This window comes from Kurthia sibirica, assembly GCF_003143975.1.
GTDB lineage: Bacteria > Bacillota > Bacilli > Bacillales_A > Planococcaceae > Kurthia > Kurthia sibirica.
Genome location: NZ_QFVR01000031.1, coordinates 13,611 through 27,587 on the forward strand (window position 1 = coordinate 13,611; position 13,977 = coordinate 27,587).

The following is a 13,977-nucleotide window of genomic DNA, read 5'->3' on the forward strand; positions in this document are numbered from 1 at the left end:
CTTTTAAGGTGGGTATTAGTTAATTTAAGGTATTTATACTAGAAAACAATTAAAGTGGCTTAAATCGAATAATTTATAGCAAAAATGAATTATCTATATTCGGAAAAACAGGAGCTTAATGATTGTGCATATACGCATATACGCACTTTTGTGATACATTAGTTAATATGTGGTAATTGGAAATTAAATAAAAGGAGCAAATATATGAAATTTATGAATAGAGAAGAAGCGGTTGTTGTAACGTTTTCTAACTTTAAAGGTGGAACAGGGAAAACAACGAATTGTACGATGATGGCACACGCTTTATCAGAACAAGGTTATAAAGTTCTTTTATGCGACAAAGATCCACAAGCCAACGCAACAACTTTGTATATGAAAACAAAACTAGCAAATGAAAATGGATTACATTCGGTAGAAGTAATTGAATTAGAAAAAACGTTAATGGCTGCTGTTCGTGAAGCTGATTTAAGCAGTATTGTTACGAATATTAAACCGAATTTAGATTTATTACCGAGTTACCGCGATTTCACGCATTATACAGACTTTTTAGCCGATACTTTTTCGAATAAAAAAGAGCGTGTCAGCTATTTTGCTGAATTATTAAAGCCATTAAAATCTGAATATGATTTCATTTTCATTGATACACCACCTACAATTTCAATTTTCACCGATGCAGCATTATACGCATCTGATTTCTTCGTATTGGTTTTACAAACGCAAGAATGGAGTCTAAGTGGTGCTGAAGTATTTGTTGATTATTTCAATGAATTATCGGAAGAATATCAATTACCGTTGGATGTAATAGGGGTACTTCCTGTAATTATGAAAAAGGGAGCGATTACGGATCTCGCTACACTTGAAAATGCGAATAAACTATTTGGTGAAGAAAATATGTTTAAAAATGTGATTACACATATGGAGCGCTTAAAACGTTATAATATTACGGGTATTTTAAACGAGGATATGCACGATAGGAGAGTTCACGAAGTTTATACGGCAGTGGCGAATGAGTTTATAGCTCGATTAAGTAGTGAATTAACTCCAGCGAAACAGGGAGTTGAAGATTAATGAGTTCACTTAAAAGAAAAAACGTAGAAGATAGAGGTCCGAGTGTCAAACCAAAAACCGAAGCTGAACCGATTGTAACGGTTGCGAAGCCTAAAACAAAACCGCGTAAAGTTGATTATTCAGTATCAAGTATTCGCATTAAAAAATATAACCGAGCAAAAATAAACGCATTAAGAAAAGCGTTGGCAAAAGAATCAGCAGATGAATTATTGGACGAAGTTTTAGATATGTATATCAAAAAGAAACTGACGGCTGAACAAAAAATGAAATATGAATTTTTGTTAGAACTTGAAGAAAAAGATTAAGAATTTTATTTGAATTTGTTAAAAAAAGCGTGCCGCTAGAGAAGTTTTCCTCTGGCCGCACGCTTTTTGTTGATTTAGTCAGTAGTTAATTTAGATTCGTCAAATTCAGCATAATGAATGACACCAGGAACTTCATGGTGTTTACCGTTTTTATAATATCTTAACCAATCATCATCAGTTTCTTCACCGTCACCGTACAATTTAAAAGTTGTATCAGGATGCAACTTCGAAAATTCCGCCATCTGCTCTAAAATATCGCTTGAATAGTTAAGTGAATCACCTGTTGTCACAATGTAAATTAATTCTTCAAATTTAGTTGGTTCTAACTTTGATACTTCTTCTTCAAGGTCTAGTCCACTGTTTGATTCTAATGAATAATATGTGTAGTAGCTCATTTTGTAACCTCTTTTCTTTTTTTGTAAGGAGAACAAGAAGAACCCTTATCTCACTCTCCGAACTAGCGTCATAAGACGCAAAAAAAAGAGCAAATCTTAGGTAAGATTGCTCGGAATTTGCATGGAATTAGATAGTTTTTAGATAACTGCTAATGGCTTTATATAAGTATTTAGCAATGTTCTCTTTTGAGTAAGCCTGTTGTTTCTCTTTCACATACAATAAGTGACGCTCAACTTCATAACGATTCACCTTCTCCGCGAGCTGGTCGTATAGTGGGTACACTTTACGATAGAGCGTTACCATTAATTCAATATCTGTCATATCTCTCACACCAATTAGTTGTGTGTTTAGTAAAGCTAATGTGTAAGGATTTTGCTGAAGGTCGATGAAATCTTGAACTTCTTGTTGTTTCTTTAACGATTCGGCTTGGGTATAAGCGGGATCTTGCTGTTCCTGTTTGTAAAATGGTTCGGGAATTTCTTTTCTTGCACCGTAAAATTTAACGGCAATAACGGAACGTCCTTTTTTGATTTTATCGTAAGTGATGGCGAATCGTGTGTGCTCGTTAATTTCATCAATGGCTGGTTTCAATACACGTTTTTCAAAATCTGAAAACTGTTTGTACTGGGTTAAAGTGTCCGTTAAACGTCTAAGTTCTGCTACTTCCATAACTGGGTTTCGATACGATTCCAATTGCTGCTCGGTGCGTTTTGCCCCTTGTTCGTAATGCGTAAATTGATTGTATTTCATCATTATCCATTTGTAGAGGATGATAGAGTATTTACTTGTCATTTCCATGATGTCCATTAAAGCGAATTGAGTAAAATTATCTTTTAAATCAAGTAAATAGGGCATGACCGATTCATCGAAACGAAACGTAACAATATCATCAAAATCACTCCACTTAATGCTTGGGATGGGAACGACACGCTCATAAGTATTACCTTTCGATGTTTTTTTATTGATAAGAAATATTTGATTTTGCATTTCTTCAATTACTTTTTTGAATCGGAAATTTTTATTTGTATCGGTTACATCAAAAAAAGCGAATAATGTTTTTTTAGTTAAGCAAACCGAATTATTTTCGGGTGGATTTTTTGTATCGATACATGAAACGGCTAATTCGAAAATTTTAATCGGTGTTTTATCCATTTTCGCAACACCTGTAATCAGATCATTATGTTCAACAACCTTTCGATTACTAATTTCTTTTAAATTTTCACGCCGTTCGCTCAAGATGACTGACATAAATTCCTCCTGTAAAAATTAATAGTAGTACCCGTATTCGAGCATAGTTTTTTGTCGGTATTCGTTTTTGTCTGTTTTCAAGCCGAGAATATAGTTTTTTGTCTGTTTTAGAGCCATATAATATAGTCTAATGTCTGTTTTCAACTCACTTTTGTCTGTATATTATTCTTGTAACCCTTGATATGACTGGTTTTATTTTTCCCCAAAAGGTTTTAAAAGGTTTTAAAATATAAAAGATATATATATATAATATAATATATAGGCTCATTTTTGAGCCTTTTAATTCAAGTTCAAAATCAAGTTCAAAACCACTATGTAAGGCGATATGAAACCGTAATTCCTTAAATAACGAGTAGATAAAATGAATACAGACAAAAACGAATCAATGAATTAAGTTTAGATATTTGAATACAGACAAAAACGAAATAAGATTTTGTTCATGGATTAATTTCAAATGAACTAAATTACCAACAGTACACTATACAGAAAAAAGAACAGAATATCAAAAATATAGATATATTCTATGTTTTTAAATTAAAAAAGAAGCCTGTAGATGAAAACTACGACTTCTAATTGTTTATATAGTCTTAAAACAGCTTAGGATTAATTCTAAGCGTAATTGAAATGAAGATGATAAAATACTCGCTAAATATAATTGATGAGCTTTAACGAGCCTGTATGGGGTTCTAAGGACATAATTATACCGAAAACCTTAGAAATCTACAAAAGTAGCACACTTAGGGCAATTGTGATTATCGTATAAAGGGATAGTTTGAATATCACAACCAGGGCAATCAACGATAGGTAAGCGTGTGTTCTCTAAAATATAGGCTCGGTAGTTTATGTCATCGTCACCATTAAACATTTCATGTACGATTTCACCATCACTGCATGAAATAACACCTGCATAAAAGTGATCAACCGATTGGTAAGTAGAATGAAATGATAATTCTGGATAAATTTCGCTACACTTTTCAAGAAACGGTTCTAAGTTGCCGAAGCCCGTTACAAGAGTAAGGGTAATTTCACTTGAACGTCTGCCTTGTTCATCTTTAAAAATACGTGAATCAACCATATCTGAATCAACAATATCGTGAAGTACACCGATTTCTTCGATATACCATTCTTGAAAATCGGATGCTTTTACAGAACCTTGTGATTGAAAGCCTTTCGGAAACGGTACAACATTTGTAAGGCTAGGAAGTATCGCAACATCGGTATTTCTTTCTAAAACAAGCAAGCTAAAATAACCGTCCTTAACAACGAATGAATCGACTTCGATATAGTCGATAAATGATTTCTCTGCTTTCGTTTCTTCAAGTTGTATAATAATCGCTTCTTTCATTTCGAGAGGTTCGGTTATATAAACACTTTTAAAGAGTGGGAGATTTTGAATGGTTAATAAATTATAAAAATTATGCACATCGTTTATCGGTCCAGCAACCGTTAATGTGTGATAAGTAGAATTTGGCATGAGGATTCCTTTCCGCAACAAGTGCTTTTAGTAGTCTAGTCAAAAACTATATATTGTTCATTCCCTATTTTTACAGTATTTATGCCTATTGTATTTTCAACTATTTTTTACAAGGGGGAAAAACTGTGGTGACAAGGGTTTATGCCTAATTTCCCTCCTTTTAAAAGACCTCGATAGTCCATATGTATGAGAGCATATAGACACACATGAAAAATCGGGCAACCAAAACGATTTCATGCCCTAAATGAAAACAGGTTTATACAAAAAACATATGTTCTTTTGACGTTTGGAGCGAGTGACCAGCTCTTTGCACCTTTGTGCAAAAATAGTGAGTGCGCAGCAGTCACTATTCGTTCACGATTAAACAAATTAAATCTAAAAAAAATAAGCCACCCGGAAGGTAGCTTATAAATTAGAACTGTAAGCCACCTGTGTTCGCTACAGTCGTTTTCTCCTGTGTCGAACGGTTGGCTTTGCGTGTATCACGAATATCTTTTGTTTCAAGCGGTACAACTGCGTCTACAACGATATTTTGGTAGTGCGTACCGTTATGCGTATTCGATTCGATATGAGCCTCGACACGAACTAAATCACCAGTGCCGAATGTTTTGAAACGGTTAAGTGAAGCGTTATCTTTTACAAAAGCATTTACGCTAACGAACTGTGAACCATATCCTTTAGTTCCATCTGCTTGTGTACTTTGGTGCGTGTCTTTTACGGCAACTGTTAAAAGAACTGTTGCTGAAGTGACAACGCCTTGTGCATTTGGTTTGTGAGCTTTCACTAATGGTTGGCGAGCTAAACGTCCGATAAATTGTGCATTGTTGTTAAAGTTTGTCATGTTAATTACCTCTTTCACGCGATTCTTTCGCGATTTGATTTATTTTTGTTTCACAATTTTTACTAACGCCTTAGCGTTGGTTTTTCTTGAAATGATTCGATAAGGATAAAAAAATAAGCTACCCAAAGGTAGCTTATTGATTAGAACTGAAGTTCACCGTCTGATACATCAGAAGTTGATTCTTGCATATCTTCTGATGAATCTTCATCAAAGTGAAGTGAATCGTTTTCTTCAGATTCGACTTCGGCTTTAGGTGTAGCTTTCGTGATAAGACGAATTGTATTAATTACTAAATTCGTATATGTTTTATCACCTGAAGTATTTACTTGTACAGATGATTCAATTGCTACTAAATCACCTTTAGCAAAATTCGTATGATAATTTAATTGCTCTTGTGATGAAACGAATTTTTGTACAGAAACGAATTGTGTTTTGTATGAACCATTTGTTTTGAAGTTGTCACGAACGGCAACGCTAAGATAAATTGTTGCTGATTTCCCGTTAGCAGAAGGGCGAACGGTTGGCTCTTTTGTTAAACGTCCTGTAAGTGCGATTTTGTTAAATGGATTAGTCATAATGAATACCTCTTTCACGCGATTCTTTCGCGATTTTTTTATTTTGTTTCACAATTTTTGCTAGTCGCCTTAGCGACCATCTTTGTGAATTTGATTTTCACTGTTTTACCTAACGCATTAGCGTTGATCTTGAAGGTTCAATCGAGCAATTAGAAAAAAATAAGCCACCCGAAGGTAGCTTATAAATTAGAACTGTAAGCCACCTGTGTTCGCTACAGTCGTTTTCTCCTGTGTCGAACGGTTGGCTTTGCGTGTATCACGAATATCTTTTGTTTCAAGCGGTACAACTGCGTCTACAACGATATTTTGGTAGTGCGTACCGTTATGCGTATTCGATTCGATATGAGCCTCGACACGAACTAAATCACCAGTACCAAATGTTTTGTAACGGTTAAGCAAGTTATTGTCTTTTACAAAAGCATTTACGCTAACGAATTGTGAGCCATATCCTTTTGTACCGTCTGCTTGTGTGCTTTGGTGCGTATCTTTTACTGCAACCGTTAAAAGGACTGTAGCTGAAGTGACAACGCCTTGTGCATTTGGTTTGTGAGCTTTCACTAATGGTTGGCGAGCTAAACGTCCGATAAATTGTGCATTGTTGTTAAAGTTTGTCATGTTAATAACCTCTTTCACGCGATTCTTTCGCGATTTGTTTTATTTTTGTTTCACAATTTTTACTAACGCCTTAGCGTTGCTTTTGTGAATTTGATTTCACTGATCTACCTAGTCGCATTAAGCGACAATCTTTTGATTTTTTTATGGTGTACGATAGATTATTCGGCTGCGGTAACGTGGCCGTAATCTATCTGTTTCGATAGGTCGAAAAAAATAAGCCACCCGAAGGTGACTTATGATTAGAATTGAAGTCCAACTGTAGCTGGTGCTTTCTCTTTTTCTGGCAACGCTAAAGATTCGTCTTTAACAGACGCTTTTGCGATTGAATGAATCGTATCAATGACGATGTTTGTGTAAACTTTATCATCAGTCATATTTGTTTGGATAGATGCTTCGATTGCGACAACATCAGCTTTATTAAAGCCTTTGTGATAATCCAATTGAGCTTGTGATGAAACGAATTTTTGTACAGAAACGAATTGTGTTTTATACGAACCATTTGTCTTAATGTCGTCACGAACGGCTACTGTCATATAAACTGTTGCTGATTTCTCGTTAGACGAACGACGAACTATTGGCTCTTTTGTTAAACGTCCTGTTAGTGATACTTTGTTGAATGGATTAGTCATGTTAATTACCTCTTTCACGCGATTCTTTCGCGATTTAATTTATTTTTTTGTTTCACAATTTTTACTAACGCCTTAGCGTTGCTTTTGTGAATTTGATTTCACTAATTTACCTAGTGCGCTAACGCACTGCATTTGAATTAAGTGGTTTGAATATCTTCCAGCGTATCGAAAGCAATCATGTTATTCGTATCAAGAAGATGACCGTCATAATAGACTTGAAGGTACTGAAGTGAAGTATCAGCTCCACGATCTAATACGATATAACCTTCTTCATTCGATTGGGTACGCAAGGATTCTTCGATTTTTTCAAATTCCATGATGGAAGCGTGATATATGTAACCTAATCCATAATCGACAGGTGAAATGTTCATAGTTGGTGCTCCTTTCTAAAATTGATATGTAAAAAAGAGCAGCGTTTAGCTGCTCCGTTAAAGTAATGGATTGGGACGTTCGACTTGTTCACATAGTAAGGCTTCACATAACTCGAATTGATTTCAAGCTAGGAGCTGTCGCATAAGCGAAAAAAGAGTGGTCCAACGATTTTAGTTGGACCACTCTTTACATATATACTTTTAATAGTTCAGATAGCACTTAAATATAAATCTAATGAATTTTCAACTTCTTCAGCGACTAACTGAATAAAATCGGTGTAATCCAATTCTGTATGTGCTTTATCTAAAGCATTGTAGTAAGTTAATCGATTTTCAACTCGGATAATAATTGGTGGATAACCTGATTTCATCAATTCTAAGTTCAATAAAAGTCGAGAAGTACGTCCATTACCATCTATAAAAGGATGAATACCGACAAAGATAGTATGTAACATAGCTCCTCGAATTATTGGGTGTAAAGAAGGAGCTTCGTTATAATACCATTTAATTAATTCTTCCATTTTTTCTTTAATTTTAAAAGCGGGTGGTGGTGTATGCGTTGCACCAGAAATAAAGACTTGTTGATCTCGATAAATACCAGCATACTCATCATCAATTCCTTTTAAAACTAGGCGATGAATGTTCTTAATTTGCCATTCTGAAAGTGGTTCATTTTCACTAACGATATCTTCAATATAAGAAATAGCTTCTTTGTGATTAATTATTTCCAAATGTTCACGCATTGTTTTACCACCAACTGTAATACCTTCAAGCACAACTTTGGTTTCGTTAATCGTTAGGGTATTACCTTCGATGGCATTAGAGTTATAAGTCCATTCTAAAAAAAGTTTTTCTCTAAGACTCTTTACTGTATATTTTGGCAAAGGACGTTTTTTATCTAATTTTTGTTTTTTTAAATTAATTGTTTCGAACATAGTAAATCTCCTTTCGAACTGTGAATCAAGTTCCTTGTATTAAGTATACCTTTTTTGAATTGATTCTTCTCAATAGATTGTTTATCTTGTAAAAAAGAGTAGCGTTTAGCTGCTCCGTTAAAGTAATGGATTGGGACGTTCGATTTGGACTGGTTCCAGCAATGCTTTTTCCAGTTCAATAAATGCTTCAATTAGTTCGCCATCATTAAGTTCTGGTAGAGAATCAATAATTGCGAGCACTTCATTAGAAACGTCCATGTAGCGTTCGACTTGTTCACATAGCAAGGTTTCACCTTCACATAACTCGAATTGATTTCCTTCTAAATGCTTTACTTTACAAGTGAATGTGTTGCGATGCAGTTGTAACTTGAATAGGACAAATACCTCGTCAAAGAATGGATTAATTTGAATTTCGCGTGTAAATTTCATAGAAACACTCCTTTTAGTTGAATTGATTTCAAGCTAGGAGCTGTCGCATAAGCGAAAAAAAGGCTACCGATAGATTCGGTAGCCTTTTCAATTCAAGTATTAAATTATTTTCCCGCAATTATCGCAAACAGGGTAGGGGAAACCGTTGAATTCTAAATAGGTGATAGCATGATGTTCACAAACTTCATTTTCATAATCAAATTCAGGTTCATTTTGTTCCATACAAACACTCCTATTTTACGACTGGGTTCGGAATTTCATCTAATTTTTTAAATTCACTAAAGTCGTTATTTTTGATATAGCTTGGATCTTGCCATATTCTTAATTTTTGTTTCTTAGCTGATGATTCAGCTTGTTTGAAAAGAGCTAACTGCTCCTTTTTGTATAGATTCACGACATCACTTTCAGATGGTTTATCAAGATTTACATAAGCAATCTTAGCCAAACCACTTTTCAGCATTAATTCTTGTAAACTAACACCGTCAATTTTTACTAAAGCTAATGTTCGGTCATAGCGATCTTTCCCTGTTACGACAAAACTTAATTTCTTTGCGTGTTTTACTAAATCTTTCGCATATTGACTCGCTTTTTTTCCGTAGGCTTGTACATTTTTTGTTGGATGTACGGACTCTGGCGTGTCGATATAGAGCAGACGTACTGATACTTCTTTATGGGTATCGGAATTCATAACGGCAACCGTATCACCGTCAATGACACGAACATCACTTGCTTTATACGTGACCGTTCCAAGTGAATCAGCTTTTGTTTCGCTATTTTGTTGGCTGGTAGCGGTTGTGGTTCCTTGTTCATTGAATGGATTAACTTTATCGAATCCAAGAATTAATAAATAAACAATGAAAAAGACACCAATACCAATACCGATAGCGATAAATGGCTCTAATTTAGATGGTGTGACTTGCTTAAACAATGTATTGCCCCCTTTCGATTAATCTTGAATGATTTTGTTGACGACTTGTTTCGTGAAGTCTTTGTATGTGATTTCGTATTTACGATTATGTTTGATACTTGAAAGATGAATTTCATAATCAACGACATAACTTACATAGGTGCTGCATAGGAACTTTAGTGCTTCCAAAATTTCAGCTTCAAATAATTTTTCAGTAGCAAAACTAATTGAAAATGTATTCGGTTCATCAGCATTTAATTGATAGTTGAGCGAACCCTTAACTAGACTTGATTCAAATTCCTTGCGTGTACGAAGGGCTGAATTGCTCGGATAGAATTCAACAAGCAGGTTCATTACATCGTTTAGGATCGTTGGCTCGGAATAGAGAATTTCTTTTGTATCTTCTAAATTTTCGGGTTTTGAATGATAAAATGTAATAATATTTTTAACTAATTTCGGCATAAAAATACCTCTTTCCTTTATTGTTTGTTTAAAAACATAGAATTATTCTATGTTTTTAAACAGTATATCATATTTGTTTCGATTAATAATTTGGAGCAAATAATTCTCTTACGATTAATTTAGCTTCATTACGTTCCAGTTCACTTTTCATCATGCGTCTAGGAGAAGAAAGTGTATGTTTTAAAAGTTGTGTTAATTCCATTGCCGTTATATCGCTCAAAATGAGCTTGTCACGACCTTTTACTCGAATATACGCATCTGTTTGGTCTTTATCGTTACGCATGAAATACACGCTTGTGGAATCGTTTAAAGGGAACTCGTAGCCATTATAAAGGGCAATATCTGATTCAGCGTAATTCGTAGAGAAGGGAAGTTCATCGATTATACAAATATCAAGTGGTTCGTTTAGGATATGTGGCTCTAGTTCCTCGATATTTGGTGTAGCGAAATCGTTTAATAGTGCTTGTAATGTTGGGTGATATGGATAGTTCATCATTTTCAACAACCTTTCAAATTTGAATTTTTTCTTTTCAGATTGAAAGCTCCCGCATTTAGCGGGGAAGTAGCGACTCAAGATACATATATGTACATACGCATATACGCATATATGCAGAAAACCTCGTAAAAAAGCCCTACGTTTGGTTTCAACCATTCGTAAGGCGTGTGATTATAATTCTGGTCCATTATCTAAATCAAGGTCATTTTCATTAGCTGGTGAAGTGTTTTCGAGTGTATGAGTAGGTTCATTTTTCGGTTTCTTTTGTTCAGAACGTTCAGCTTCTAATAAGTAACGGTCATTTTCCACTTGTAACTGATGAGCTTCGGAATCTTTACCGAAAGGTTCATCATACATATAATGTTGCGTGGCACTTTCGAGTAAATCTTTTTTAAGTGGGTGTACAGAAGAACCATCTTTGTTTGCGTCCTCAATAATCAGTGACATATATCCACCTGTTTGTTGATACATAATTTGGTCGGAAGTGGCTTGCTGAATTTCAGCTAATTGAAGTGCTTCTGTTAGATTTTCAGCACAAAGAATTTGCTGATCCTTTCCTAATTCAATCGTTTCACCAAACTTTTGTTGTTCAGCTTCATTGGTAAGTGTAATACGGATAGATTTTTCATCATTTGTAGAAACATATCCCTCAATAATGTCTTTACCAGAAATAAAATACCCCATTTTTTCGTATTCATCTTCTTTTAGATTAGGTAAGAAGTGAGTCGTTAATTGTTCAATTTCGGTTTTCTTCACTTTTCTCGGTTCTTCAAAACGTCCGAAAGTGTCTGCTTTAGCTTTATAGCGTTTATTAGCTCCTGGTAAAAGGTCGATTAGATTATCGGGGCGACTATTTACGGCATTTTCGATAAATGGATTCAGCTGCTCGACAGTCGGGATTTTAACAAAAGATGCAGGTACATCGTTTTGTTTCTTGTCTGAATCACGCACGAACCCTTCTTCGCCATTATCAATAATAGTGCTACGTTCGATATTGTTTTTGTCTATAAATTCATTAATGTAATCGGGTGACAGTTGATACGCATTATTTAAAATCGGATTGGCTTGGTCGCTACCGTCATGGCAGTATTTAATTAATTCTTTAAAAGAAATTCCTTTTTCATCTAATATTTTTTGAGCCTCTAAAATGTTGTTAATGTTAATTGATTCTTCTAATGTGTAATCACCTAATTCATTCGCCATTTTCGTATCAATATCAGCTGATGATTTGCCCTCTGATTTCAGATTACGTTTATATTGAGCCTTTAATTCACCATGCTCTTTTAAATATTGTAAAGATTCTTCAGTGGGAAGGTTACTAAATTCAAAAGTATCGTAGGCTTTAATGGTATCTTCGTTAATATCATGTGGGAATTTAACGTCATAACCTTCAAAAAGAGCGTCCTTCGCTTCTTTTAAGGTATCTAAATTTTCGACACCTTTTTCAGCACCATACATCAATTCATTCGTTTCAAAAGCAGGTGCTAAATTTTTTCTAAATTCGTTGAATCGCTTTAATCCCTCACCGATTTTTTCAACACCTTTACTTAATTGAACATTATAGTACGTGCGATCAAGTGAATAAGGATTGAACGATTGTTTCATACTATTTGCATACTGATGAAAGGCGAATTTCATTTCCTCCAGCAAGTTAGGGCGATGACGCTGCTCTCGCATATAATCTTCTTTCTCTTTTTTCGCTTTTTCTTTCGCTTTAGCAGAGTTTTGATTTTTTTCAGCATTTGGTCGAATCAGATTCGGTTCAATTTTTTCTTTTTTAAATTTCTCAACTTTCTTTTTCGTATTTTTAATAAAACCTTTCCTTTTCTTTTCTGGTTCATCATCGTTTAAATCATCTTCAACTGATTTTTCAGCAGTAGCATCATTTTCTGTATCATCTTCATTTCTATTGAAAAACTCGTCCATTTCTTCTAAATACTCGTCTTGGTTGTCTTTATTATATGTTGTCATTTTGTAAAATACCCCTTTCAATAGGCTTATTTAGTACCTTAATTATCTCGTTAATATATACCGTCTACAAGGCTTTGGAGCTTGGTTATAGTCTAGTAGACTATCGTGTTTTAGATTAAAAAAATAATCCAGCTGCTCGAATGAGTGGCCGGATTATTTTTGGAAAGGGTTAGATGAAATCTACAGAAATTTGTTCCTCTAAACAAAATTCAATTTTTTCGATAGTGAGTATATGCTGGTCGAAACTGAAACAAAATACTTCATCGTTAATAGGGATGAGCTTTGTTGCTTTTTCGATTCGATACAATCCGTTCTGTTCGGGGAATTGAGTTAAATCTAAAGGGAACGCACCATCTTTTTGTTCAATAAAACATTCTCGAATATGATGCTGAATTAAAAGGGTATCAGTGGTTAGATACGAAACTTCACTTGAATCTTTGTACAAGAAAAGTTCTTTAATAACAGGTTCCTTAATGAGTGTTTTAAATTGTTGTGATTCTGATAGTTCATGTTGAATTTTTTTCATAGATTTCGTCCTTCCAAATTCACTTATTTGGTAAGTATTAATCAATAATGTATTCTCAAATCGTGAGAAGTTAGATTGAAAACTACTCAATACTCACCTATAATAAAGATTGTTAGTTTTTATGTATATGCTTTAATAGCAAAAAATAGTCTAGTAGACTATAACGTTTGTTACTAAGAGAACCCACCTATCGAATGGAAGCGAGAGGTGGGTTCTCTTTTGTTATTTTTTGGTATAATTGAAGCGACAAAAAAATAGGGGGCGTAAGATGGGAAATTCAAAATATAGAATTATACTTTTTTTTGCTACACTTTTTTTACTATGTATGACTAACTTTAAAACAACCGCAAATGCAGTTGAAACAATCAAAATGACAACAAATGATACGATTCTAGGTTTTAACTATGCCGTACCTGGTTCTAAACAAGTCGGGGTAATGTTACCCGAAACACTAAGTTCAAATACAGTGATGATTAAAGTGAAGGTTGGCGATCAAGTAGCATATTTAAGATATAGAAATAGCGATTACAGAAAATATGACACGTACAAAAACGGGATTAAAGGTATTTTAAAGGTCGAATACGATAAGACGGTAGGTTGTCCGTAAGCCCGTAATCAAATAACGCATATATTCGAGAAGTATCTCCAGGTACGATAGACGTATCAAATGAAGGCGGTGCTTTCTTTTATGCCAACGAATAAACTTACAATTGTCCCCGTGACACTCGA

Annotated in this window: 19 protein-coding genes; 3 read left to right on the forward strand and 16 right to left on the reverse strand. The window is 34.5% G+C overall.

Annotated elements, in window-relative coordinates; all coding sequences use genetic code 11:
- Positions 1-204 precede the first annotated feature (204 nt).
- Both DEX24_RS15660 and DEX24_RS15665 read left to right on the forward strand, forming a co-directional pair.
- Positions 205-1,068, forward strand: a complete 864-nt coding sequence (locus tag DEX24_RS15660) for a ParA family protein (protein WP_170112973.1) — start codon at positions 205-207, stop codon at positions 1,066-1,068.
- Positions 1,068-1,373: a hypothetical protein gene (locus tag DEX24_RS15665; protein WP_109307334.1), complete on the forward strand. Its 306-nt coding sequence runs from the start codon at positions 1,068-1,070 to the stop codon at positions 1,371-1,373. Before DEX24_RS15660 ends, DEX24_RS15665 begins: the two co-directional genes overlap by 1 nt.
- A gap of 74 nt (positions 1,374-1,447) precedes the next feature.
- Here the strand turns inward: DEX24_RS15665 and DEX24_RS15670 are convergent, their stop codons facing one another.
- The 16 genes from DEX24_RS15670 to DEX24_RS15740 all read right to left on the reverse strand — a co-directional run bounded on the left by DEX24_RS15670 (position 1,448) and on the right by DEX24_RS15740 (position 13,248).
- Positions 1,448-1,768 (reverse strand): hypothetical protein, encoded by a 321-nt coding sequence (locus DEX24_RS15670; protein ID WP_109307335.1) that lies wholly within the window; start codon positions 1,766-1,768, stop codon positions 1,448-1,450.
- Between the two features lie 127 nt (positions 1,769-1,895).
- Complete coding sequence (locus tag DEX24_RS15675; protein WP_109307336.1) at positions 1,896-3,017, reverse strand: RepB family plasmid replication initiator protein; 1,122 nt, start codon at positions 3,015-3,017, stop codon at positions 1,896-1,898.
- A 712-nt stretch (positions 3,018-3,729) separates the two neighbouring features.
- Positions 3,730-4,491 carry a hypothetical protein gene (locus DEX24_RS15680; RefSeq protein WP_109307337.1) on the reverse strand — a complete coding sequence of 254 codons (762 nt, stop codon included), beginning with the start codon at positions 4,489-4,491 and terminating at the stop codon, positions 3,730-3,732.
- Positions 4,492-4,903: 412 nt separating this feature from the next.
- Positions 4,904-5,332, reverse strand: a complete 429-nt coding sequence (locus DEX24_RS15685; protein WP_109307338.1) for a hypothetical protein — start codon at positions 5,330-5,332, stop codon at positions 4,904-4,906.
- 140 nt (positions 5,333-5,472) lie between these two features.
- Complete coding sequence (locus DEX24_RS15690; RefSeq protein ID WP_109307339.1) at positions 5,473-5,907, reverse strand: single-stranded DNA-binding protein; 435 nt, start codon at positions 5,905-5,907, stop codon at positions 5,473-5,475.
- A 186-nt stretch (positions 5,908-6,093) separates the two neighbouring features.
- Positions 6,094-6,522, reverse strand: coding sequence for a hypothetical protein (locus DEX24_RS15695; protein WP_109307340.1), 429 nt, complete (start codon positions 6,520-6,522; stop codon positions 6,094-6,096).
- A 239-nt stretch (positions 6,523-6,761) separates the two neighbouring features.
- Entirely contained in the window at positions 6,762-7,151 is a 390-nt protein-coding gene (locus tag DEX24_RS15700) for a single-stranded DNA-binding protein (protein WP_109307341.1), read from the reverse strand.
- Positions 7,152-7,288: 137 nt separating this feature from the next.
- On the reverse strand, positions 7,289-7,522 hold the full coding sequence (locus DEX24_RS15705) for a hypothetical protein (RefSeq protein WP_109307342.1): 234 nt from the start codon (positions 7,520-7,522) through the stop codon (positions 7,289-7,291).
- Positions 7,523-7,731: 209 nt separating this feature from the next.
- Positions 7,732-8,457, reverse strand: a complete 726-nt coding sequence (locus DEX24_RS15710; protein WP_109307343.1) for a Fic family protein — start codon at positions 8,455-8,457, stop codon at positions 7,732-7,734.
- 117 nt (positions 8,458-8,574) lie between these two features.
- Entirely contained in the window at positions 8,575-8,886 is a 312-nt protein-coding gene (locus tag DEX24_RS15715; RefSeq protein ID WP_109307344.1) for a hypothetical protein, read from the reverse strand.
- 99 nt (positions 8,887-8,985) lie between these two features.
- On the reverse strand, positions 8,986-9,108 hold the full coding sequence (locus tag DEX24_RS17740; RefSeq protein WP_281288215.1) for a hypothetical protein: 123 nt from the start codon (positions 9,106-9,108) through the stop codon (positions 8,986-8,988).
- A 10-nt stretch (positions 9,109-9,118) separates the two neighbouring features.
- Positions 9,119-9,814: a thermonuclease family protein gene (locus tag DEX24_RS15720; RefSeq protein WP_109307345.1), complete on the reverse strand. Its 696-nt coding sequence runs from the start codon at positions 9,812-9,814 to the stop codon at positions 9,119-9,121.
- A gap of 18 nt (positions 9,815-9,832) precedes the next feature.
- Positions 9,833-10,255 (reverse strand): hypothetical protein, encoded by a 423-nt coding sequence (locus tag DEX24_RS15725; protein ID WP_109307346.1) that lies wholly within the window; start codon positions 10,253-10,255, stop codon positions 9,833-9,835.
- An 82-nt stretch (positions 10,256-10,337) separates the two neighbouring features.
- Entirely contained in the window at positions 10,338-10,751 is a 414-nt protein-coding gene (locus DEX24_RS15730; RefSeq protein ID WP_109307347.1) for a hypothetical protein, read from the reverse strand.
- 171 nt (positions 10,752-10,922) lie between these two features.
- On the reverse strand, positions 10,923-12,722 hold the full coding sequence (locus tag DEX24_RS15735) for a hypothetical protein (RefSeq protein ID WP_109307348.1): 1,800 nt from the start codon (positions 12,720-12,722) through the stop codon (positions 10,923-10,925).
- Between the two features lie 169 nt (positions 12,723-12,891).
- Positions 12,892-13,248 (reverse strand): hypothetical protein, encoded by a 357-nt coding sequence (locus tag DEX24_RS15740; RefSeq protein ID WP_109307349.1) that lies wholly within the window; start codon positions 13,246-13,248, stop codon positions 12,892-12,894.
- Between the two features lie 268 nt (positions 13,249-13,516).
- Between DEX24_RS15740 and DEX24_RS15745 the strand changes: the two genes are divergently transcribed.
- Entirely contained in the window at positions 13,517-13,855 is a 339-nt protein-coding gene (locus tag DEX24_RS15745) for a hypothetical protein (RefSeq protein ID WP_109307350.1), read from the forward strand.
- Positions 13,856-13,977 lie beyond the last annotated feature (122 nt).